Origin of the sequence: Shewanella sp. MM_2022_3 (assembly GCF_022557375.1) — a bacterium.
Lineage (GTDB): Bacteria > Pseudomonadota > Gammaproteobacteria > Enterobacterales > Shewanellaceae > Shewanella > Shewanella xiamenensis.
Window position 1 is genome coordinate 14,206 of record NZ_JAKZGV010000048.1, and the last position, 19,389, is coordinate 33,594.

The 19,389-nt window shown below is 46.4% G+C and carries 21 protein-coding genes; 9 read left to right on the forward strand and 12 right to left on the reverse strand.

Annotated elements, in window-relative coordinates; genetic code table 11:
• Positions 1 to 7 precede the first annotated feature (7 nt).
• On the forward strand, positions 8 to 1,423 hold the full coding sequence (locus tag MMG82_RS17695) for a DEAD/DEAH box helicase (protein WP_047538570.1): 1,416 nt from the start codon (positions 8 to 10) through the stop codon (positions 1,421 to 1,423).
• 22 nt (positions 1,424 to 1,445) lie between these two features.
• Positions 1,446 to 1,940 carry a peptidylprolyl isomerase gene (locus MMG82_RS17700; RefSeq protein WP_037419214.1) on the forward strand — a complete coding sequence of 165 codons (495 nt, stop codon included), beginning with the start codon at positions 1,446 to 1,448 and terminating at the stop codon, positions 1,938 to 1,940.
• Between the two features lie 189 nt (positions 1,941 to 2,129).
• Here MMG82_RS17700 and MMG82_RS17705 read toward each other — a convergent pair whose 3' ends face one another.
• The 3 genes from MMG82_RS17705 to MMG82_RS17715 form a co-directional block, all read right to left on the reverse strand.
• Positions 2,130 to 2,570 (reverse strand): YcgN family cysteine cluster protein, encoded by a 441-nt coding sequence (locus MMG82_RS17705; RefSeq protein ID WP_037419163.1) that lies wholly within the window; start codon positions 2,568 to 2,570, stop codon positions 2,130 to 2,132.
• A gap of 282 nt (positions 2,571 to 2,852) precedes the next feature.
• A complete protein-coding gene (locus MMG82_RS17710; RefSeq protein WP_081990926.1) occupies positions 2,853 to 3,032 on the reverse strand; it encodes a hypothetical protein in 180 nt (59 codons plus the stop codon).
• 249 nt (positions 3,033 to 3,281) lie between these two features.
• Positions 3,282 to 3,560, reverse strand: a complete 279-nt coding sequence (locus tag MMG82_RS17715) for a YcgL domain-containing protein (RefSeq protein WP_047540069.1) — start codon at positions 3,558 to 3,560, stop codon at positions 3,282 to 3,284.
• A 122-nt stretch (positions 3,561 to 3,682) separates the two neighbouring features.
• Here MMG82_RS17715 and minC point away from each other — a divergent pair, with 122 nt between their 5' ends.
• Genes minC through minE form a run of 3 tightly spaced genes read left to right on the forward strand, consistent with a single transcriptional unit; the run spans position 3,683 to position 5,445 of the window.
• Positions 3,683 to 4,348: a septum site-determining protein MinC gene (minC, locus tag MMG82_RS17720; RefSeq protein WP_037419169.1), complete on the forward strand. Its 666-nt coding sequence runs from the start codon at positions 3,683 to 3,685 to the stop codon at positions 4,346 to 4,348.
• Positions 4,349 to 4,375: 27 nt separating this feature from the next.
• Positions 4,376 to 5,185, forward strand: coding sequence for a septum site-determining protein MinD (gene minD / locus MMG82_RS17725; RefSeq protein WP_037419172.1), 810 nt, complete (start codon positions 4,376 to 4,378; stop codon positions 5,183 to 5,185).
• Between the two features lie 2 nt (positions 5,186 to 5,187).
• The gene (minE, locus tag MMG82_RS17730; RefSeq protein ID WP_007648439.1) at positions 5,188 to 5,445 is read left to right on the forward strand and encodes a cell division topological specificity factor MinE; all 258 of its coding nucleotides are present in this window, start codon (positions 5,188 to 5,190) and stop codon (positions 5,443 to 5,445) included.
• 179 nt (positions 5,446 to 5,624) lie between these two features.
• On the opposite strand, the gene rnd is transcribed toward minE, so the two are convergent.
• The 7 genes from rnd to tsaB all read right to left on the reverse strand — a co-directional run bounded on the left by rnd (position 5,625) and on the right by tsaB (position 12,371).
• The gene (gene rnd, locus MMG82_RS17735; RefSeq protein ID WP_047540067.1) at positions 5,625 to 6,734 is read right to left on the reverse strand and encodes a ribonuclease D; all 1,110 of its coding nucleotides are present in this window, start codon (positions 6,732 to 6,734) and stop codon (positions 5,625 to 5,627) included.
• Between the two features lie 70 nt (positions 6,735 to 6,804).
• Positions 6,805 to 8,478 carry a long-chain-fatty-acid--CoA ligase FadD gene (gene fadD / locus MMG82_RS17740; protein ID WP_037419175.1) on the reverse strand — a complete coding sequence of 558 codons (1,674 nt, stop codon included), beginning with the start codon at positions 8,476 to 8,478 and terminating at the stop codon, positions 6,805 to 6,807.
• 199 nt (positions 8,479 to 8,677) lie between these two features.
• A complete protein-coding gene (locus MMG82_RS17745) occupies positions 8,678 to 9,544 on the reverse strand; it encodes an alpha/beta hydrolase (protein WP_047533688.1) in 867 nt (288 codons plus the stop codon).
• A gap of 21 nt (positions 9,545 to 9,565) precedes the next feature.
• The gene (locus MMG82_RS17750; RefSeq protein ID WP_037430429.1) at positions 9,566 to 10,378 is read right to left on the reverse strand and encodes a class I SAM-dependent methyltransferase; all 813 of its coding nucleotides are present in this window, start codon (positions 10,376 to 10,378) and stop codon (positions 9,566 to 9,568) included.
• A gap of 130 nt (positions 10,379 to 10,508) precedes the next feature.
• The gene (locus MMG82_RS17755; protein WP_241407224.1) at positions 10,509 to 11,216 is read right to left on the reverse strand and encodes a M50 family metallopeptidase; all 708 of its coding nucleotides are present in this window, start codon (positions 11,214 to 11,216) and stop codon (positions 10,509 to 10,511) included.
• Positions 11,209 to 11,517 (reverse strand): hypothetical protein, encoded by a 309-nt coding sequence (locus MMG82_RS17760; RefSeq protein WP_241407225.1) that lies wholly within the window; start codon positions 11,515 to 11,517, stop codon positions 11,209 to 11,211. Before MMG82_RS17760 ends, MMG82_RS17755 begins: the two co-directional genes overlap by 8 nt.
• A gap of 143 nt (positions 11,518 to 11,660) precedes the next feature.
• Positions 11,661 to 12,371 carry a tRNA (adenosine(37)-N6)-threonylcarbamoyltransferase complex dimerization subunit type 1 TsaB gene (gene tsaB / locus MMG82_RS17765; protein WP_241407226.1) on the reverse strand — a complete coding sequence of 237 codons (711 nt, stop codon included), beginning with the start codon at positions 12,369 to 12,371 and terminating at the stop codon, positions 11,661 to 11,663.
• A gap of 379 nt (positions 12,372 to 12,750) precedes the next feature.
• On the opposite strand from tsaB, the gene hemB reads away from it, so the two are divergent.
• On the forward strand, positions 12,751 to 13,749 hold the full coding sequence (hemB, locus tag MMG82_RS17770; protein ID WP_047533677.1) for a porphobilinogen synthase: 999 nt from the start codon (positions 12,751 to 12,753) through the stop codon (positions 13,747 to 13,749).
• Between the two features lie 94 nt (positions 13,750 to 13,843).
• On the opposite strand, the gene MMG82_RS17775 is transcribed toward hemB, so the two are convergent.
• Positions 13,844 to 14,749 carry a bifunctional methionine sulfoxide reductase B/A protein gene (locus tag MMG82_RS17775; protein ID WP_047533675.1) on the reverse strand — a complete coding sequence of 302 codons (906 nt, stop codon included), beginning with the start codon at positions 14,747 to 14,749 and terminating at the stop codon, positions 13,844 to 13,846.
• Positions 14,750 to 15,127: 378 nt separating this feature from the next.
• On the opposite strand from MMG82_RS17775, the gene MMG82_RS17780 reads away from it, so the two are divergent.
• On the forward strand, positions 15,128 to 15,967 hold the full coding sequence (locus MMG82_RS17780) for a 2OG-Fe(II) oxygenase family protein (protein ID WP_241407227.1): 840 nt from the start codon (positions 15,128 to 15,130) through the stop codon (positions 15,965 to 15,967).
• Between the two features lie 147 nt (positions 15,968 to 16,114).
• Positions 16,115 to 17,056, forward strand: coding sequence for a ribosome biogenesis GTPase YlqF (ylqF, locus tag MMG82_RS17785; RefSeq protein WP_011622949.1), 942 nt, complete (start codon positions 16,115 to 16,117; stop codon positions 17,054 to 17,056).
• Positions 17,057 to 17,439: 383 nt separating this feature from the next.
• On the opposite strand, the gene MMG82_RS17790 is transcribed toward ylqF, so the two are convergent.
• Positions 17,440 to 18,441 (reverse strand): rhodanese-related sulfurtransferase, encoded by a 1,002-nt coding sequence (locus MMG82_RS17790; RefSeq protein ID WP_241407228.1) that lies wholly within the window; start codon positions 18,439 to 18,441, stop codon positions 17,440 to 17,442.
• Positions 18,442 to 18,713: 272 nt separating this feature from the next.
• Here MMG82_RS17790 and MMG82_RS17795 point away from each other — a divergent pair, with 272 nt between their 5' ends.
• Positions 18,714 to 19,385 (forward strand): glutathione S-transferase, encoded by a 672-nt coding sequence (locus tag MMG82_RS17795; protein WP_037418325.1) that lies wholly within the window; start codon positions 18,714 to 18,716, stop codon positions 19,383 to 19,385.
• Positions 19,386 to 19,389 lie beyond the last annotated feature (4 nt).

Below are 19,389 nucleotides of genomic sequence, written 5' to 3' on the forward strand. Positions count from 1 at the left end.
ATCCTCAATGCCATTTACCCAACTTGGATTACACAGCGCGCTTACCAAAGCCGTGACTGAACTGGGTTACCAAAGCCCTACGCCAATACAAGCTCAGGCCATTCCCAGCATTCTTGCGGGGAAAAATGTGCTAGCCGCAGCCCAAACCGGTACAGGTAAAACGGCGAGTTTTGTATTGCCGTTGCTGCATCGATTTGCTGACGCTCCCAAAATTCGGCCTAAACGGGTACGTACCATCATTCTTACCCCCACACGGGAACTGGCGCTGCAGGTTGAACAAAACATCAATCAATATGCCAAGTACCTGCCGCTGACGGCCATGGCCATGTACGGCGGTGTTGATGCTGCGCCGCAAAAAAAACGTCTGATTGAAGGGGTTGATCTGCTCGTTGCAACGCCTGGGCGTTTGCTGGATATGTATACTCAAAGAGCCATTCGCTTTGATGAAGTCTCAGTATTAGTGCTGGATGAAGCCGATCGTATGCTCGATATGGGCTTTATCGAAGATATTAATAGCATTATTGAAAAGCTGCCTGAGCAGCGGCAAAACCTGCTATTTTCGGCAACCTTATCAAAACAGGTCAAAGCACTGGCTAAAACCGCGATTCCGGATGCCATTGAGATTGAAATCAGTCGTAAAAATGCCGCTTCAACGCAAATTGAGCAGTGGTTAACGACCGTTGATAAAGATCGAAAATCCGCACTATTGAGCCATTTAATTAAAGAGAATAACTGGGCACAGGCATTAATTTTTATCCAAACCAAACACGGCGCTGCCAAATTGGTTAGCCAGTTAGAAAAGCGTGGCATTACCGCGGAGGCTTTTCACAGTGGGCGCAGCCAAGCGGTGCGCGAGCAACTGCTTATCGATTTTAAAGCGGGTAAAGTCTCCTTTTTAGTCGCGACCGGTGTTGCGTCACGCGGTATCGATATCGATGCGCTCGAGCGAGTGATTAACTACGATTTACCCGATGAAGCCGATGATTATATCCATCGCATTGGCCGCACCGGCCGCGCGGGTAATCAAGGTGAAGCGATTTCCTTTGTCTCTAAAGATGATTTTAGGAACCTGTGCGCCATTGAGCGTCGCTTAGGCCATATTATCGAGCGCAAGCATATCGAGGGGTTTGAGCCTAAAAAAGCGGTGCCTATTTCAATACTCGATTTTGTGCCTAAATCGGCTTCCGCATCTGCGCATAAACCCAACAAAAAAGCTCAAGCCTTGCCCTATTCCAGTGGAAAACCCGGCACCTTTGAGGCGACTCAGGCGAAAAAGCACCGTAGTGCTAAATCCAAGCCGCAACCTAAGCAAGCGACAAGGTTAACACAGCCCGATGTGAGCGAAAGCACCGAGAAACAACAAACACAAGGTGAAACATCTCCATCATTTAATCCTTGGCTTAGTGGATCTCACACCAAATAACTCACTAACAGAAGCGCAGCATATGATTATTTTCACGACAAATTTTGGCGATATAACCCTCGAACTTGATGTAGAGCGCGCCCCCGTTACCGCCAAAAACTTTATTCGTTACTGTAAAGAAGGTTTTTATGATCACACGATTTTCCATCGTGTAATCAAAGGCTTTATGATCCAAGGCGGTGGCTTTACCGCCAAAATGAAAGAAAAGCCCACCCACGAACCAATTGTCAACGAAGCCAACAAAGGCCTATCGAATGTATTTGGTACTATCGCCATGGCCCGTACCGATGCGCCACACTCGGCAACCGCGCAGTTTTTTATCAATACTGCCAATAATGAGTTTCTAGACCATACGGCACCCACCAATAACGGCTGGGGTTATGCGGTATTTGGTAAAGTCACAGCGGGACTCGAGGTTGTGCTGCAAATTGAAGGCGTAAAAACCACCCGAGTAGCGGGCCATGAAGACGTGCCCCGTGAACCCATCATTATCGAAAAAGTGACGATTATTGAATGACTTTATCTAATCGGTAAAATTGTTTTGCGTGACTGAGCAATGGTCCAGCAATAACGCCACCATTCCTTGATAAATAACGCTTTGGTTTTAAACTCGAGATAGAAAAAAGGAGCAATCAACCGAAATGGTTAGTTGCTCCTTTTTGTTCATTACTATCTGATATTACAGACAAAAGCTGCTTGAATGGTATTAATCCAGATCTTTAAGCGGCCACAGCACGATATGGTCTTCAATATCCTTAATCCTGCGCTCATCTACCACTTTGCCTTGAATCGACATGCCTGCAAGGTGCATGGCTTCCTTCGACCCCGTAAGTAATGGATGCCAGCTTGGTAAGTCTCTGCCAGATGCCAAACGGCGATAGGCGCAGCTATCGGGTAGCCAGGTGAGTTCATGGACATTTTGCGCAGTAATCACAGTACATTGGGGAACATGGCTAAAACGGTCACTATAATGTTTGCAGCTGGCACTTTGGTGATCGAGTAATAGACAAGCCGCATTGGTGTAATACAGCTCTTCAGTTTCATCATCAATCAATTTGTTTAAACAACACTTACCACAACCATCACAGAGGGACTCCCACTCCTGCGACGTCAACTCGGTTAACGCTTTATTCTGCCAAAATGCCATGTTTACGCTTATCTTCATATAAAAAATCCGCTCAATGCGGGCCATTTTACACCAATTTAGTGGGGATGCTTAATTCTCTCCGATACATGCACCACAAAGATGCCTAAATAATCGCACTCACCTAAATAATTCACCGCTTGCCAGCGCATTAAGACACGGTAATTGTTATAGACGAGAGACCTTGATGGCACAGTGCCATAAGGCATGTGAGACGAAGGCATGAATATTTTGATGATTGGGCAAATCACTATTATCGAGATGCCTTACCCCAATGGTCGACACTTATCTAGGGCGTGTTGACGTTTCAGGGTTATTTTTGCAGCAATTTGGCTGGCGTTTATGCAAGGCAAAGTCCGTGCTGTGTAGTTGTTCTACATCAACGGACGATAACGCAGCAGAAACGTCAGCCAAATGCTGCCCGAAGGGTTCGTCTGGCAAGCCCTTGCTCTTACTTTCTGTCATAAGAGCCGCTCGTCATTTGAGTAGAATAACTACACATCATTCCTCGTTTCGCGAGCACGAGCTTGCCAGAACGAACAAAATCTAATCTCGAAACGTCAACACGCCCTAATGTTTGCGGTTGCTTAAATTTAAGAGGCGAGTATTAAAGAAGGAGATTTGCCCTTACGAATTAAGGGCAAGAAGAGCTTTGTATATGCTGCAACAGATTTAAAGACTGTCTTTGGCATTTACCCTGTGCACAGTTACAGACTAGTCTTGAATCCCAAGGCTTTCTCTGTGCTCGACCAATAAATTAACCTGCGGTGGCGGAATTTGTAAATAAAACCCCTTTTCCTTGAGTGCTGCTCTGACCTTATGAATATCGGCGATACCGAGTGATTCACGCTTAGCAATCGGGAATACCATCACTAACTGAGGCACACCAAACATATCTAACAACGCCTGAGGGACGTCGTCGAAACAGTCCCTTTTGTTTACAAATAAGTAAGTGTCAGCCTTTCGACTACTTTTATAAACCGCACATAGCATAAGAGTATAAATATCCAATAGTTCAAACTTGCCAGTCAATGGGGCACACTATAACATGGTCGCCTAGTAATTTAATTGCAAATCAGCGAACCGACTGATGATTTCTGGAGAATAGTGCCGGGATGTCAAAACCTAGCTTAGAGTTAAAAGGCGCTTCTTTTACTCTTTCAGTGCTTCATATTAATAACAGCGATTTAAATGCTGTCATGGCTGAATTAGATAGCAAATTGGCACAAGCTCCCCAATTTTTTCTGGGTGCCCCTTTAGTCGTCAATCTCAGCGCCATTCAAGATAACGATTTCAATTTACAGGGCTTAAAAGAGTTATTACTTTCCCGCCAGTTAGTTATTGTAGGAATTACTGGTGCAACTAACGTCCTGAGCAACCAAGCTAAAACACTCGGACTTGCCATAGTCAAAGCGGGTAAACAAAGCGTCGCCCCCCCACCAGCACCGCGTCAAACTAAGATTTTGAAGCAAAATATCCGCTCAGGTCAGCAGGTCTATGCAAAAAATGGCGATTTAATCATATTTGGTGCGGTAGGTAATGGCGCTGAAGTCATCGCCGATGGTAGCATTCATATTTATGGTGCGTTACGAGGAAAGGCCATGGCGGGCGCAGCTGGCGACAGCAGCGCGGTAATCATTGCTCATTCCCTCGAGGCAGAATTAGTTTCAATAGCAGGGCAATATTGGCTCGCTGAAAATCTACAACAACATAGCTCAGATAAAGGCGGCTGCATTCGCTTAAATGGCGAGTCGCTTATCGTTGAATCATTGCCCCTCTAAATGGCACAAAAAAGGATAGAGAGAAACATGGCACAAATTATTGTTGTCACTTCAGGTAAAGGTGGTGTTGGTAAAACCACATCCAGTGCGGCGATTGCAACTGGACTTGCACTACAAGGGCATAAAACTGTTGTTATCGATTTCGATATAGGCTTGCGTAACTTGGATCTAATCATGGGCTGCGAGCGCCGCGTCGTCTATGACTTTGTTAATGTTATCAACGGTGAAGCGAATTTAAATCAGGCACTTATTAAAGATAAACGCTGTGAAAAACTGTTTGTACTGCCAGCCTCGCAAACTCGTGATAAAGACGCCCTAACAAAAGAAGGCGTGGGCCGTGTGCTTGACGATTTAGCCAAAGAATTTGAATTTATTATCTGTGATTCCCCTGCAGGTATTGAGCAAGGCGCGATGATGGCATTGTATTTTGCCGATATCGCCATTGTGACGACCAACCCTGAAGTAAGCTCGGTTCGCGACTCTGACCGTATTCTAGGAATGCTGCAAAGTAAGTCACGCCGCGCAGAACTCAGTTTAGAGCCGATAAAAGAGTACTTACTGTTGACTCGTTATTCTCCAAGTCGGGTAAAATCGGGCGAAATGTTAAGTGTTGACGATGTAAAAGAAATCCTTGCCATTGATTTGCTTGGTGTTATCCCTGAATCACAATCCGTACTCAAGGCATCAAACTCCGGAGTACCTGTGATTATCGATCAAGAAAGTGATGCAGGCGCCGCTTATAGTGACACTGTCGCGCGTTTATTGGGTGAAGATGTCCCAGTACGCTTTATTACGGAAGAGAAAAAAGGTTTCTTACAACGGATATTTGGTAGCTAATTATGTCTTTACTCGACTATTTCAAAAGCAAGAAAAAGCCTAGCACCGCGGTAATGGCAAAAGAGCGACTACAAATTATTGTGGCCCATCAGCGTGGACAACGCGATACACCTGACTATTTCCCGCAGATGAAGCAAGAAATCATCGCCGTGATCCGCAAGTATGTGCAGATTTCGGATGATCAAGTTTCAGTGCAATTAGATCAGAATGACGATAACTTGTCGGTACTCGAACTTAACGTGACGTTGCCAGACAGATAAGTCGAGCATTGGCGTCATCCTCAAATGGGGATGACGCTTTCTGCTGCGCCTTTCTCCTACCCCCATGCTTTAGCTGGGGTAAAATCAAGGCCTAACACCTTAAATGCAAATTTAGGCATCAAATCTTAGGTCAAAACCGAAATGTTAAAAGCAAAATATTGGCGCCTAATCTGTAAAACTTAAACTTCAAGCTTTGCCAACGATTCAGCCGCAATGTCTGCGCGCCAGCCATTTAACACCGTCGGCAATTCGCCCTGCTGTTTATCCCAACGCCATTGTAAATACTCATGAATATGACGTTTAGAGCCCAGCATTTCCACCGGAATAGCATGTTGTTCGCACAGTTCGGTTAAACAGGTTTTAATGGTCTTAAAGGCGGATTTATAACCCGGTTTAAGCGCTAAAACATCAACTAGCTCCGGCGGATTGTTTAAGTCAGCAGTCTGCATTACCCGTAAAATATCTTTACCGTGGATGCGTTTTTCCTGCTCAGTTAAATCGTTCAATTTAAACAAATCACTTATGCTTTTAGGCTGTTTTTTCGCTAGCGCAATCAAGCCATGATCTTTAATCACAAAGCCTAAGGCTAAATCCCGTGCCAAAGCTTTTTCTAAACGCCATTTAGCCAGCACTTTAAGGTAAGCCAATTGAGGCTCGGTTAATTGAAATGCGTTTTTTACTTTAAGGTATGCAGTCTCGACATCGGGAGGAGCTAAGCGCCCTTCTGTCATTCGCTCGCCTTCTTCATACAGCCAGCCTAAACGGTCTTGCGCCTTAAGCTTTTCGGCGAGTTGCGGATAGAGTTGATACAGATACAACACATCGTTGGCGGCGTAGCTAAGCTGCGCCTCAGTCAAGGGACGGCGCATCCAGTCGGTGCGCGACTCACCCTTATCAATCACTTCACCTAAACAGGTTTCCACTAACTTGGCATAACCTAGGCCATGGCCCATGCCACATAAAGAGGCTGCGATTTGGCTATCGAACAAAGGCGTAGGTTGACGCTGACCATAGTGGGCGAAGACTTCTAAGTCCTCGCTACAGGAATGCACTAGCTTGATGATGTTGGGATTATCAAGCAAAGACCAGAATGCACTGAGATCTGGCAGCGCAACCGGGTCAATTAAGGCTAAAGTTTTACCATCATAGGCTTGAATGAGGCCAAGCTTAGCGTAATAGGTACGTGTGCGCACAAACTCGGTATCTAATACCAGTACTGCGCTCTGTTGATATTGAGCGACGAGGGCATTGAGGCTCGCTTCGTCGCTCACATAGTGAAACACTGACAAATTCTTCTCCAGTTCCTGTGGGATAATCACATCCATAAAAACAAAAGCCGGCTTATTGCCGGCTTCAATCTTACGCGCGCTTGACTTCGTCTCTCAGTTCTCGTCGCAAGATCTTACCCACATTGGTTTTAGGTAACTCTTCCCTAAATTCTACCAGCTTCGGCACTTTATATCCCGTTAAATGCACTCGGCAATGCTTAATGATGTCTTCAGCGGTTAAAGATTTATCTTTCGCCACCACAAACACCTTCACTAACTCGCCACTCGCATCATTAGGAACCCCTACTGCCGCAACTTCTATCACCTTAGGATGTAAAGCAACAACCTCTTCCACTTCATTGGGGAAGACGTTAAAGCCAGAAACTAAAATCATGTCTTTCTTACGATCAACAATATAGAAGAAACCCTGTTCATCCATATAACCAATATCGCCCGTGGCGAGCCAGCCGTCTTTATCAATCACTTTGGCGGTCTCTTCTGGACGCTGCCAATAGCCTTTCATGATCTGTGGGCCTTTGCCAAATAGCTCACCTGTCTCGCCTTGGGGCAACACATTACCCGCATCATCACGCACTTGAATGAGTGTAGATGGCGCAGGAAAACCGATAGAACCGTTATAACCGTCTAAGTTATAGGGACAGCACGTTAACAGGGGCGAGGCTTCAGTTAACCCATAACCTTCAAGTAAACGGGTTTTAGTGATGCTCTGCCATTTATCGGCCACGGCTTTTTGCACGGCCATACCGCCACCAATGGATAATTTGAGGCGAGAAAAATCCAGCTCAGCAAAATCACTACTATTCACTAAGGCATTAAACAGGGTGTTAACACCTGTCAGGGCGGTAAAAGGATATTTCTTGAGTTCAGCCACAAACCCTGGAATATCCCGAGGGTTAGTGATTAACAGATTCTGACTGCCCTTATGTAAAAACAGTAAGCAATTCACTGTTAATGCAAAAATATGGTAAAGCGGTAATGCAGTTACAACAAATTCAGTACCATCCCGCAGTGCCGGAGAATAAGCACCGTTAGCCTGCAACACGTTTGCCACCACATTACTGTGGGTTAACATGGCGCCCTTTGAAACCCCAGTCGTACCACCAGTATATTGCAAAAAGGCAAGGTCACCCCCAGTGATTACGGGTTTGACATACTGCATTCTACGACCTCTTGACAAGGTTTCGCGCATCGAAAGGGCATGGGGTAGATCGTATTTCGGCACCAGCTTTTTAATATATTTAACAACAAAGTTAACTAAGGTGCGTTTTGGCGCACTTAGTTGATCACCTAAACTAGTGATAATGACACTTTTCACGGGCGTTTGATCGACCACTTCTTCTAAGGTGCGGGCGAAGTTAGACACCACAACAATGGCTTTGGCGCCCGAGTCAATCAACTGATGTTTGAGCTCTCGCGGGGTATAAAGTGGGTTAACGTTAACCACCACCATACCAGCACGTAATACCCCAAACAACGCAATAGGATATTGCAACAGATTGGGCATCATCAGTGCGACACGGTCGCCCTTTTGTAGCTTCAATTCATTTTGTAAATAAGCAGCAAAAGCACGGCTACTTTCTTCAAGTTTACGGTAAGTTAGCGTGGCCCCCATGTTGATAAATGCAGGTTGATCCGCATACTTAGCCACCGCGGTCTCGAACATATCGATAAGCGATGAATACTGATCCACATTAATCTCAGCAGGCACATCTTTTGGTAAATGTTTAATCCAAGGCTGATCCACTACTTTCTCCTAAATCCCCACAACTGCGGATACGGTACCCTTACTACCGCCAATACTCGACAAATACCGAGTTAAAATACCGACTTACATTTTATTGTTATTGATTTACCCGGATAAATCATACGGGCGTTTTAATTTTGATCATCATCACATAAAAGAAACAAAAAACCTAGTGTCTTTTTTATGTTAGTAAAAGCAATTATTCGACAAAACGTTGGATTAACTGACTAACCGCTTGCGCATTATCCATATGCACATGATGGTCCCCCTCAAGCATATGTTCAGACAAATTGCTGAACCATTTCCTTGCTTTAGGTAGCGCCGTATGTAATTGGCTAAAACCTTGTTTGCCGCAGATGAGTAAGGTAACCACCGAAATATTTTGCATTAAAGCATCAACCTGCTCAAAGGTCAGTCGCATTGGCGAGTCGAGCCTTAATCTTGGATCACTTCGCCAAACAACTCCATCAGAAGTGGCTTGCATATTGCGGTCAAGTAATAGTCGACACCACGGTTCGGCCAATCCGGTTAAATGCACTCTAGCCTTAACTGCCGTTTCCAGACTATCGTAGACTCTCATCCTTTTATGTTTTTGCGCTAAAAATTTCTCATGTTGGTAAAAGCTTTTCCTCAGCCGCGATTTGGCTTGGGTTGCTGACTCATATAAGGGACTTAAGGCCTCAATTAAAATCAGCTTATTAACCTTTTCTGGAAATGCTGCCGTATACGCAGAGGCGATAATCCCCCCTAATGAATGCCCAATAACAGCCAGTGGCTTTTGTGGCAAAATCGCCAGTAACGCATCGAGATCGTATAAATAGTCAATCCAGTGTAATGGGTAATGTCCCGGCCTATGCGCCGAAAAACCATGACCGGGCCAATCTATGGCAAGAATTTGGTAATCTGACAAATACTCAGCGAGAGGCTCAAAACTGTTGGCATTGTCTAACCAGCCATGCAACGCGAGCAATAATGGCTTATCTTTCGCTCCCCATAATCGACCACTCAGCTTGATATGGGGTAACACAAACTCGACTTGATTTTTGGGGGCGAAAGATTGCCACATATTGCCTCTAATGTCAGGTGATTAGCGGGATTTTTTGACAAATTTGAGCGTCATGCGATCACTCTCACCAATTGCTTGGTATTTTTCTTTATCTGTATCACCTAATGCAAACGAAGGTGGCAACGTCCATACTCCCTTGGCATAGTCCTTAGTGTCTTTCGGATTGGCGTTGATTTCGGAGCTTTCGGCTAAGGTAAAACCGACCTTTTTGGCCAGCGCGATCATCTCGTCTTGATCCATATAGCCCGTGCTCATATTCATGCCTTTATTGGCTCTATGTTCGACGACGCCAAATACACCGCCATCTTTAAGCACTTTGTAAGAAGCGGCAAACACGTTTTCGAGCTGGTCGCTTGAAGCCCAATTATGTAAGTTACGGAAAGTTAATACCAAGTCAGCACTGCCATCGGCACCTAAATTCATTTTGGCTGGAGGGTCGAGAACCACCATTTTCGCATTACCAAATAAGGCTTTATTGGCCGTCATCCAAGTATCGAATTTCACGCCCGCATTGGCGCGATAGCGATTACCAGGGGTGTCCGTGCTGGGGGTAGTTTCGAAACTGGCGGCAATATATTGTCCCTTAGGCGCAAGATAAGGGGCAAGGATTTCAGTGTACCAGCCATTACCTGGCCAAAGTTCAATCACGGTTTGTGTCGGGGTTATACCAAAAAATGTAAGGGTTTCTGCGGGGTGACGATAAATATCGCGGCTAGCGTTTTTGGCTTGGCGAAAATCACTTTTAATGGCTTTATCTAATGCTTCATCTGCATTGGCCATACCTGAACAGAGACCAGCAATCAGCATACTTGCGATGAGTGTGACTTTTTTCATAATAATTCTCCTTGGATACCGAAGACTTAAGCTAGCAGTCTATATAAAAAAATCCAAGAATTAGCCGCATAAGTTAACCATTTAGGCTGTAAATATTTGTGATGTCATGGGAGCGTTAATGTGCGATGTATTAACGAGAGATGGCGGAATCCACCCGCCTCCAAGCCATATACAAGGCGCAGATACTGCAAAACAGCCAAATGGCGACCCAAATCCACGCTGGTATCCATGAACGATCAGCCAGCAGCACCGCATCGCCCTGCCCTTCGAGTCCGAGCAATACCGTTGGGCTTGCCAGCGCATTGAGCATGATCATCAAACCAATAATGCGTAAAAATTGCGTGAGGATTTTATTTTTGCTGAGTTTTAACGGCAGTAACAACACTATCGTCAGTACCGCTAAAATGGCTAAGGTGAGCAAATCTCGCCCCCACAGCAGGCCACTTAGCACCACTAAACCGCCTAAAAACGCAAAGCTTAGGCGAATGCCCTTAGGCCAAGTCGCCAACAGATAAATAAGGTATCCCCAACAGGCTGCGCCAAAATAGCCCGCAAATCCAATCACCAGTGGCGAGCCACCTTGGCTAAAGCAAAAACCCGCACCATTGGGAAAGAGTTGAATATGACTCACTATGCCACCACTGAGCACTGTCGCTATCCCATGGGACAACTCGTGGAAATAGCTCTCTAACCACTTAAAAGGCACACTCAGGTAAGGAATGCGCGTCAAAATGAGGGCCAGCATCAGTTCGATGAAAAACAAACCGCGGCTCGGAAGGCCGCCAGTTAAACGAGGTGTAAAACGGGATTGAGAAGACACGGATGCACTATCAGGCATAAATATCCACACCCACCATCTGCTGAATCTCTTCACGTTTGGCGGCATGTTGCGTTTGTAGGTATTGGGCGATAGCACCTTGGTGTCCTCGGGTACTTTGCTCGTATTCGATTTGGGCACCGAGTCTGGATTGTAGGTTTTGTGATGATCCTTCATCGGTATCATCAAGGGCTAAAGCTGAAACCGCATCGAGCTCAATCACAGGGCGCGGCGCTTCCGTGGGCGACATTCCCTGAATGATCGCGGTGCGATTACTCGCAACCGCTTGTGTCAAACTCGTTTGAAGCGAATTTACCTGCATCGAAATGCCCAGTTAATATCCTAGTAGTCCTAGTTAGTATTATTAGGCTGTTGTGACAAACGCCTAACTAAGATTTGATGTCTACATTGTGAGCCAATGCAGACAGTTTAGATTCTAACGTATCACGGAGAATAATGAACAGTTTATTCACGTCCCGGTAACTTTTTCCATGTCACAGTATCACGAAGATATACAGGCTCGAGTACATCGACACTGGTGGTTAATCCCGCTTTGATACCCGCTTCGGCCAGCGCTAACATGGCTCGGGCATCGGGATACTTCACCGCCGCTAAGGAGGTAATGCCGCTGCCTAACGCTAATAACTCGGGATAAGCATCAAACCCAGTGCCACAGCCGACAATGGCTTTATTAAGATCGAATGCCAGCTCGACCTGCTCTGGCGCGCTCACTACCTCTTTACCGACTAAGGTGGCAATGCCATCGACGGCAACGAATTGACCCCAGTACACTTCTCCCATGCGCGCATCGATACAACAGAGCACTTGCTCGGCAGCGTGCTCAGCAATCGCCATTTGTGCCATGGCCGCTAAGGTGGAAATGCCGATCACGGGTAAGTCTAACCCTAGGGCTAAACCTTGAGTCATGCTGGTACAAATACGGATCCCCGTAAAACTGCCTGGCCCACGGCCGTAGGCAATCGCATCCAGTTTATCTAAGCCGACATTGGCTTGTTTTAATACGGCTTCCACCATAGGCAATAAACGCTGACTATGCTCCCGAGGCGCATCGGCTAACTCAGCAAAAACCTGTCCTTGATAATACAGGGCAGCCGAACAAGCTTCGGTACAAGTGTCGAGGGCGAGAATACAAACAGAGTCTTGGGGTGTTGTCATATAAAAACCGCGCTGTGGGTATAGTTGGGCAGAAGAATAGCGACTTATTAAAGCCCTGCACTATACCAAGTGTAAATTGGCGCAAATGATAACATCAAATAATCGAAAGCAAAGGCTTAAAAACAGCGGTGAATGACTCGATTGGCTTAGCGCTGGGTTTGTGATCGCCATCACTAACTCAACAACCTCTTCGGCCTTGGTCCAAATACAGGGAAACTTTTGCCCTATTTTAGGTCTGAGCAAACAGTGCTGAAGCTTTTGTCTCACTTAATCAAGTTCACTAAAGCACCAACAAGTACAACCTAAGCATCGTTTTAACTCTCTCCCACTTACGCGAAGCTTCGCGTGATGCTTTGCACTCTGTAAATAAGGAAATTCAATGAGCAGTACCAGAGAAAATCCCCTTAAACCCCTTCGCCGTTTAAGACGCCTACGCCGCACCGAGGCCATGCGTGATCTCGTGCGTGAAACCCAGATTTCCCTAAGCGACTTGGTTCATCCATTCTTCATCGAAGAACACATCAACCAAGCCGTACCCATTTCAACCTTGCCGGGGATCAGCCGTCTGCCCGAGAGTGCGCTTGCCGATGAAATTCATAGGCTTTACGCCCTAGGGATCCGTTATGTGATGCCCTTTGGTATTTCCCACACCAAAGATGCACAGGGCAGCGACACTTGGGATGACAATGGCTTACTCGCACGGATGATCCGCACCATCAAAACCGCCGCGCCAGAGATGATGGTGATCCCCGATATTTGTTTTTGTGAATATACCGACCACGGACACTGCGGCGTATTGCACCATGACGAAGTCTGTAACGATCAAACCGTGGCTAACTTAGTCAAACAATCCATTACCGCCGCCAAAGCGGGAGCCGATATGCTGGCGCCATCGGCCATGATGGACGGCCAAATTAAAGCTATCCGCCAAGGACTGGATCAGGCAGGCTTTGAGCACATTGCCATTTTGGCCCATGCTGCCAAGTTCGCCTCTTCCTTCTATGGGCCTTTTAGGGCCGCGGTGGATTGTGAACTTAGCGGAAACCGTAAAGGCTACCAGCTCGACTACGCCAATGGTCGCCAAGCCTTGCTCGAAGCACTGCTCGATGAAGAGGAAGGCGCGGATATTTTGATGGTAAAGCCCGGCACACCGTATTTGGATGTGTTAAGTCGCCTAAGGCAGCAAACCCACCTTCCCTTAGCGGCTTATCAGGTTGGCGGCGAATATGCCGGTATTAAATTTGCTGCACTGGCGGGCGCCCTCGATGAGCGCGCCGTCGTCACCGAAACCTTTATCGGGTTAAAGCGGGCTGGCGCCGATTTAATCGTCAGCTATTACGCGAAACAATATGCCGAGTGGTTAGCGCAATCCCGCTAATGCGCTGAGTCTTCAGTCTATCAGCCAAGCCATCAACGAAAACGCCACCCTATCGGTGGCGTTTTTTATCCGTCAATTTGCTCGCACATTAAGCCTATGCTTGTAGCTCGGCAAAGAGAGCTCTGATCTTTTCAACCTTTGGTCGCACCACAATCTGGCAATAGGGCTGCTCGCCATGCAGAGCGAAATAATCATTGTGATAATCCTCAGCGGGATAAAAAGACTCAAAAGCCACCACTTGGGTGACGATCGGCGCATCAAATACCTGTGCCTCGGTTAATTTTGCAATCATGGCATTGGTCTCTTCAATCTGCGCCGCATCATGGGCAAAGACGACGGAGCGATACTGCGGCCCTTTATCATTACCTTGGCGGTTGAGCGTGGTAGGATCGTGACTCTCAAATAACACCTGTAGCAGCGTTGTAAAGCTGATTTGTGCGGGGTCAAACTCGATGTGCACCACTTCGGCATGCCCAGTTAATCCCGAACACACCGACTTATAATCGGCATCGCTAGCATCCCCACCTGAGTAACCAGAGCTGACATTCAGCACGCCCTTCAGGCTCTTAAAAATCGCTTCAACACACCAAAAACAGCCCGCACCAAAGGTGGCAAAGGCCGTTTTATGAGTCGATGTTGTCACCTCATCGGCCGCTTGAAACACCATGGAGACAGAATTAACGCAATGACGAATATTCTTCGGCGTTAAATATTCCCCTTCAAACACATGGCCTAAATGACCGCCACACTGACTACAGACAATTTCGGTACGGCGACCATCGGCGTCGACATGGCGACTCACTGCGCCTGGAATTTCATCATCGAAGGCTGGCCACCCACAGTGGGCATTAAACTTATCTTCTGAGCGATACAAAGGCGCATGGCATTTTTTGCACAAATACACGCCTTTAGCGTCATGCTGATAATACTCCCCGCTAAAGGGACGTTCTGTGCCCTTTTCTTCTATGACATAGCGTTCAAAATCAGTCAGTTTGTTCATAAAAGTCTCCTTTAGCTCTTAAGGTATTCGCCTGCATAAGACCGTTTGTTCCTCAGGTTTATTGCGCCTCGGCCTGAATTGGCTTTTTGGCATAGTAGCCGCTTTAGTCGATAAAATCCTGTTGATTGAGTCAATGCTTAAATAACTGGAGGAAAATTCAGCAGTAATCTCAGTCCATTGTCTTGAGTGTTTGCACCGCGCACAGTGCAAAGCTACACTTGCTGCGGGTCAATTCTCTACCCAAATCCTTTCTATTTGGACCGCTTTTGCACTAGGGCTGAGCGCACCATACCGATAATGAGATAAGTGGCAATGACTCCTTACCGTCATCCTTAGAAAGTGTTTGGTTAACAACCATATATAACAAGTAGAAACAATATGAAATTAGAAACCATTGATTATCGCGCAGCCGATAGCGCCAAACACTTTGTGGAATCCCTACGTGAAACGGGCTTTGGTGTACTCTCTAACCACCCTATCGATAAGGAACTGGTCGAAAACATTTACACTGAGTGGCAAGCCTTTTTCAATTCTGACGCTAAGAACGAGTTTATGTTCAATCGTGAAACCCACGATGGCTTCTTTCCCGCGTCGATTTCAGAAACCGCAAAAGGCCACACGGTTAAAGACATAAAAGAGTATTACCACGTGTACCCTTGGGGTCGTATTCCTGATTCACTGCGTGCCAATATTCTAGCTTACTATGAAAAAGCCAATGCGCTGGCCGCTGAACTGTTAGAGTGGATTGAAACCTACTCGCCAGACGAGGTTAAAGCTAAGTTCTCGATTCCGCTGCCAGCAATGATCGCCGACAGCCACAAAACCCTACTGCGCATCCTGCATTACCCACCGATGACGGGCGATGAAGAAATGGGCGCTATCCGCGCTGCGGCTCACGAAGATATTAACCTCATCACTGTGCTACCCGCGGCCAACGAGCCTGGGCTGCAAGTCAAAGCCAAAGACGGTTCTTGGTTAGATGTACCAAGCGATTTTGGCAATATTATCATCAACATTGGTGATATGTTGCAGGAAGCCTCGGGCGGTTATTTCCCATCGACCTCACACCGCGTGATTAACCCAGAAGGCACGGATAAGACTAAGTCGCGTATTTCTCTGCCCCTATTCTTACATCCTAAGCCTTCGGTTGTGCTATCTGAGCGTTATACCGCCGACAGCTACTTAATGGAAAGATTACGCGAGCTGGGCGTCCTGTAATTTCAACTACGCGTTAGCGAAATGAGTGATAAGCTCAAATTCGCATCAAGATTAAGCAATTAAGCGCCTTCGGGCGCTTTTTTTATGACATTCGTCGCCTTCAAGGTAGAATAGCCGTCTTTAGGTCATTTAGAACAAGGCGCTATCATGGCAATTCAATGGTATCCGGGGCACATGCACAAGGCACGCAAAGAGATCGAAGAGGCTATGCCTCAGGTCGATCTGGTGATTGAGGTGCTGGACGCCCGTATTCCCTACAGTAGTGAAAACCCCATGGTGTCAAAGCTTCGTGGCGACAAACCTTGTATTAAGCTACTGAATAAATCCGACTTAGCCGATCCTGATATCACTGCCCAATGGATTGAATATCTTGAACGTGAACAAGGGGTAAAAGCGACTGCGATTACTACACTGCAACCCGGTATGTTGAAAATGCTACCGGATCTTTGCCGTAAGTTAGTGCCGAGTCGCGATAAGACCGAAAAGGACATTCGCACTATGATCATGGGGATCCCTAACGTGGGTAAGTCCACCATTATCAATACCTTAGCTGGTCGTGTTATCGCCAAAACCGGTAACGAACCCGCCGTCACCAAAAGCCAGCAGCGTATTAATCTACGTAACGGCATTGTGCTCTCGGACACACCAGGGATTCTATGGCCTAAAGTCGATAATGAAGCCAGTAGCTATCGCCTCGCCGTCACGGGTGCCATTAAAGATACCGCCATGGAATACGAAGATGTGGCACTGTTTGCCGCTGGTTATTTCTTAAAGGCGTACCCGAAGGAAATTTGCGAGCGCTATAACATCAGCGAGTTACCTAAGGATGATATGGCGTTACTCGAAGAAATCGGCCGTAAACGTGGCGCCCTGCGTCCCGGTGGTCGCATCGATTTGCATAAAGCCTCGGAAGTCGTATTACACGATTACCGCTCAGGTCGAATTGGCCTGTTATCCCTTGAAACGCCTGCGATGGCTGAAATCGAAAAAGCCGAAGTGGAACGCATTCTGGCTGAAAAGGCCGCCGAGAAAGCCGCGAAGCTAGAAGCTGAAAAACTGAAACGCTCTGGCAAACGTCATAACGTTTAATATTAGGTTGAACACTCTTAAATATTGGCAAAGTCCATTGGTAAATGCTTTACCGCCCCGTCAATGGGGCGGATGTTCATTAAAGATAACCAGTGGTCATTTTTATCATTAGCGCGACCAATCGATTTTGCCATATAGGACATTCTTTAAGACATTCAGAATTAAATTTTGATCGTTCTAGCAAACTCGTGCTTACGAAACAAGGAGTGACATGTCGCCATTTAACTCAGGTGACAAGCGGCTATCATGACAGAAAGTAAGGGCCAGTGCTTGCCTGCCCTTCCTTTTGACAGCCTTTAGCTTGCCATTTCTGCTGCATAATCGTCCAGTAAAAAAAGTGAGGCTGTTCATAATTGAACAGCATCACCTTAGCTGTGCATGCGTTAAGTGTTAGCTTGCTTGGTTTTGTTTTTCTCTGCAGCTTGTTTGCGCTGTGCTTCTTTCTTTTGTCGACGGGCTTCAATCACATGATTCACATCACTACCGATATGAGCCTCATTACGGGATTTAGCTAAATTCACTTGGCGTTCACGTTCAACAAAACGCTTTCGCTGCTCCTCAGAAATCTTATCAATACAATGTGGGCAACTCACGCCTTGCACATAAGCTGGGGATAGTTTTTCCGCTTCAGTGATTGGCATACGACAAGCATTGCATTGATCGTATTGCCCTTTCTTTAAATCATGGTCGACCGCCACACGGTTATCGAAGACAAAACATTCGCCTTCCCACAGGCTTTCTTCCTGTTTGACTTCTTCCAAGTATTTAAGGATGCCACCTTCGAGGTGATACACTTCTTCAAAGCCTTGCTCTTTTAAATAAGCGGTTGATTTTTCGCAGCGAATACCGCCAGTACAGAACATCGCCACTTTTTTATGCTTGGCAGGATCGAGATTCTGCTTAACATACTCAGGGAATTCTCTGAAGGTTTCGGTCACGGGGTTAATGGCATTTTTAAAGGTGCCGATTTGCACCTCATAGTCGTTACGGGTATCCACTAGGATGACTTCAGGATCGGAAATCAGCGCGTTCCAGTCCTGTGGCTTAACGTAAGTGCCCACCACTTTAAGCGGATCGATACCCTCGACGCCCATGGTGACGATTTCTTTTTTCAGCTTCACCTTGGTGCGGTAGAAAGGCATTTCGTCGTCAAAGGATAACTTGTAAACGATGTTTTCAAGGCCATTTTGGTTATTCAGCCAAGCCAGCAGTGCGTCGATAGCCGCTTGAGTGCCGGCCACAGTGCCGTTAATCCCCTCACTTGCCAGCAACAATGTGCCTTTAATCTCGGCCTGTTCCATCATGGACAGGAGTGGCTCACGCAGCGACTCAAAATGCGGTAATGAAACAAACTTATATAAAGCACAAACAACAACGTTAGACATAACACCCTCAACTGCTGGCTGGAACTTAATTTCCAGTGCATTAACCAATAATCACCCAAGCCTAAGCTAGGTCGCAAAAATAGGGCGAAATTCTACCTGAGTCACAGTCGGATAAACACAGACAAAAACCAAGGTCATTGCTTATTTACAGGCAAACGGTGGAAAAATCAGTAATAAACGCAGTATTTCTGTTTTAAAGTCACTACTATTGCCAACTTTTAACCCACAGTCGTGACTAAATCGTTTTTATCATTGCATTAAGGAATAAGACTATGCCCTTACCCATACTCTACAGTTTTCGCCGCTGTCCTTATGCTATGCGCGCTAGACTTGGGCTATTGCTCGGCCAATGCCAAGTGGAAGTGAGAGAAATCACCCTTAAAGCGAAACCCGCAGAGATGTTAGCCATCTCCCCCAAGGGCACAGTGCCCGTATTGCAGCTCCCTACTGGAGAGGTGATTGCTGAGAGCTTGGATATTATGCTCTGGGGACTGCATAAGGCTGACTCGCCAGCCGCACAGCAGTTACTCGGACAAACCACCTCAGCGCAAAGCCTGATTAATGAGCTTATTGTGCAGAATGATGTTGAATTTAAACCTTGGCTGGATAAGTACAAATATGCAGATCGGTATCCTGAATACTCGCAGGCGGATTATTTCGCCAAGGCCAGCACTTTTCTGGTACGGCTCGAAGCACAGCTTCAGCAACATCCTTATCTTATCAGCCCTGCGTTAAGCCTTGCTGATTTTGCCATTGTGCCTTTTATCCGCCAATTTACTGCGGTGGATGCCAAACGGGATTTGAACGGTGATTTCCCACGGCTTATGGCATGGTTAACTGAGCTAACAAGCACTGACATATTTCAACATGCCATGACTAAATATGTGATCTGGCAGACTGGTAATACCCCAAATTACTTGTTAGGAACGTCTATAAGTAAATAAGAAT

Excerpts from the sequence above, each read along its gene's own strand:
- hemB (WP_047533677.1), top strand. The coding sequence starts at position 12,751 with ATGAGCAGTACCAGAGAAAATCCCCTTAAACCCCTTCGCCGTTTAAGA.
- MMG82_RS17745 (WP_047533688.1), bottom strand. The coding sequence starts at position 9,544 with ATGTGGCAATCTTTCGCCCCCAAAAATCAAGTCGAGTTTGTGTTACCC.
- MMG82_RS17705 (WP_037419163.1), bottom strand. The coding sequence starts at position 2,570 with ATGGCATTTTGGCAGAATAAAGCGTTAACCGAGTTGACGTCGCAGGAG.
- MMG82_RS17710 (WP_081990926.1), bottom strand. The coding sequence starts at position 3,032 with ATGACAGAAAGTAAGAGCAAGGGCTTGCCAGACGAACCCTTCGGGCAG.
- MMG82_RS17760 (WP_241407225.1), bottom strand. The coding sequence starts at position 11,517 with ATGCAGGTAAATTCGCTTCAAACGAGTTTGACACAAGCGGTTGCGAGT.
- MMG82_RS17700 (WP_037419214.1), top strand. The coding sequence starts at position 1,446 with ATGATTATTTTCACGACAAATTTTGGCGATATAACCCTCGAACTTGAT.
- MMG82_RS17750 (WP_037430429.1), bottom strand. The coding sequence starts at position 10,378 with ATGAAAAAAGTCACACTCATCGCAAGTATGCTGATTGCTGGTCTCTGT.
- minD (WP_037419172.1), top strand. The coding sequence starts at position 4,376 with ATGGCACAAATTATTGTTGTCACTTCAGGTAAAGGTGGTGTTGGTAAA.
- MMG82_RS17695 (WP_047538570.1), top strand. The coding sequence starts at position 8 with ATGCCATTTACCCAACTTGGATTACACAGCGCGCTTACCAAAGCCGTG.
- MMG82_RS17790 (WP_241407228.1), bottom strand. The coding sequence starts at position 18,441 with ATGTCTAACGTTGTTGTTTGTGCTTTATATAAGTTTGTTTCATTACCG.
- MMG82_RS17795 (WP_037418325.1), top strand. The coding sequence starts at position 18,714 with ATGCCCTTACCCATACTCTACAGTTTTCGCCGCTGTCCTTATGCTATG.
- MMG82_RS17755 (WP_241407224.1), bottom strand. The coding sequence starts at position 11,216 with ATGCCTGATAGTGCATCCGTGTCTTCTCAATCCCGTTTTACACCTCGT.
- MMG82_RS17775 (WP_047533675.1), bottom strand. The coding sequence starts at position 14,749 with ATGAACAAACTGACTGATTTTGAACGCTATGTCATAGAAGAAAAGGGC.
- MMG82_RS17715 (WP_047540069.1), bottom strand. The coding sequence starts at position 3,560 with ATGCTATGTGCGGTTTATAAAAGTAGTCGAAAGGCTGACACTTACTTA.
- MMG82_RS17780 (WP_241407227.1), top strand. The coding sequence starts at position 15,128 with ATGAAATTAGAAACCATTGATTATCGCGCAGCCGATAGCGCCAAACAC.
- minC (WP_037419169.1), top strand. The coding sequence starts at position 3,683 with ATGTCAAAACCTAGCTTAGAGTTAAAAGGCGCTTCTTTTACTCTTTCA.
- minE (WP_007648439.1), top strand. The coding sequence starts at position 5,188 with ATGTCTTTACTCGACTATTTCAAAAGCAAGAAAAAGCCTAGCACCGCG.
- tsaB (WP_241407226.1), bottom strand. The coding sequence starts at position 12,371 with ATGACAACACCCCAAGACTCTGTTTGTATTCTCGCCCTCGACACTTGT.
- ylqF (WP_011622949.1), top strand. The coding sequence starts at position 16,115 with ATGGCAATTCAATGGTATCCGGGGCACATGCACAAGGCACGCAAAGAG.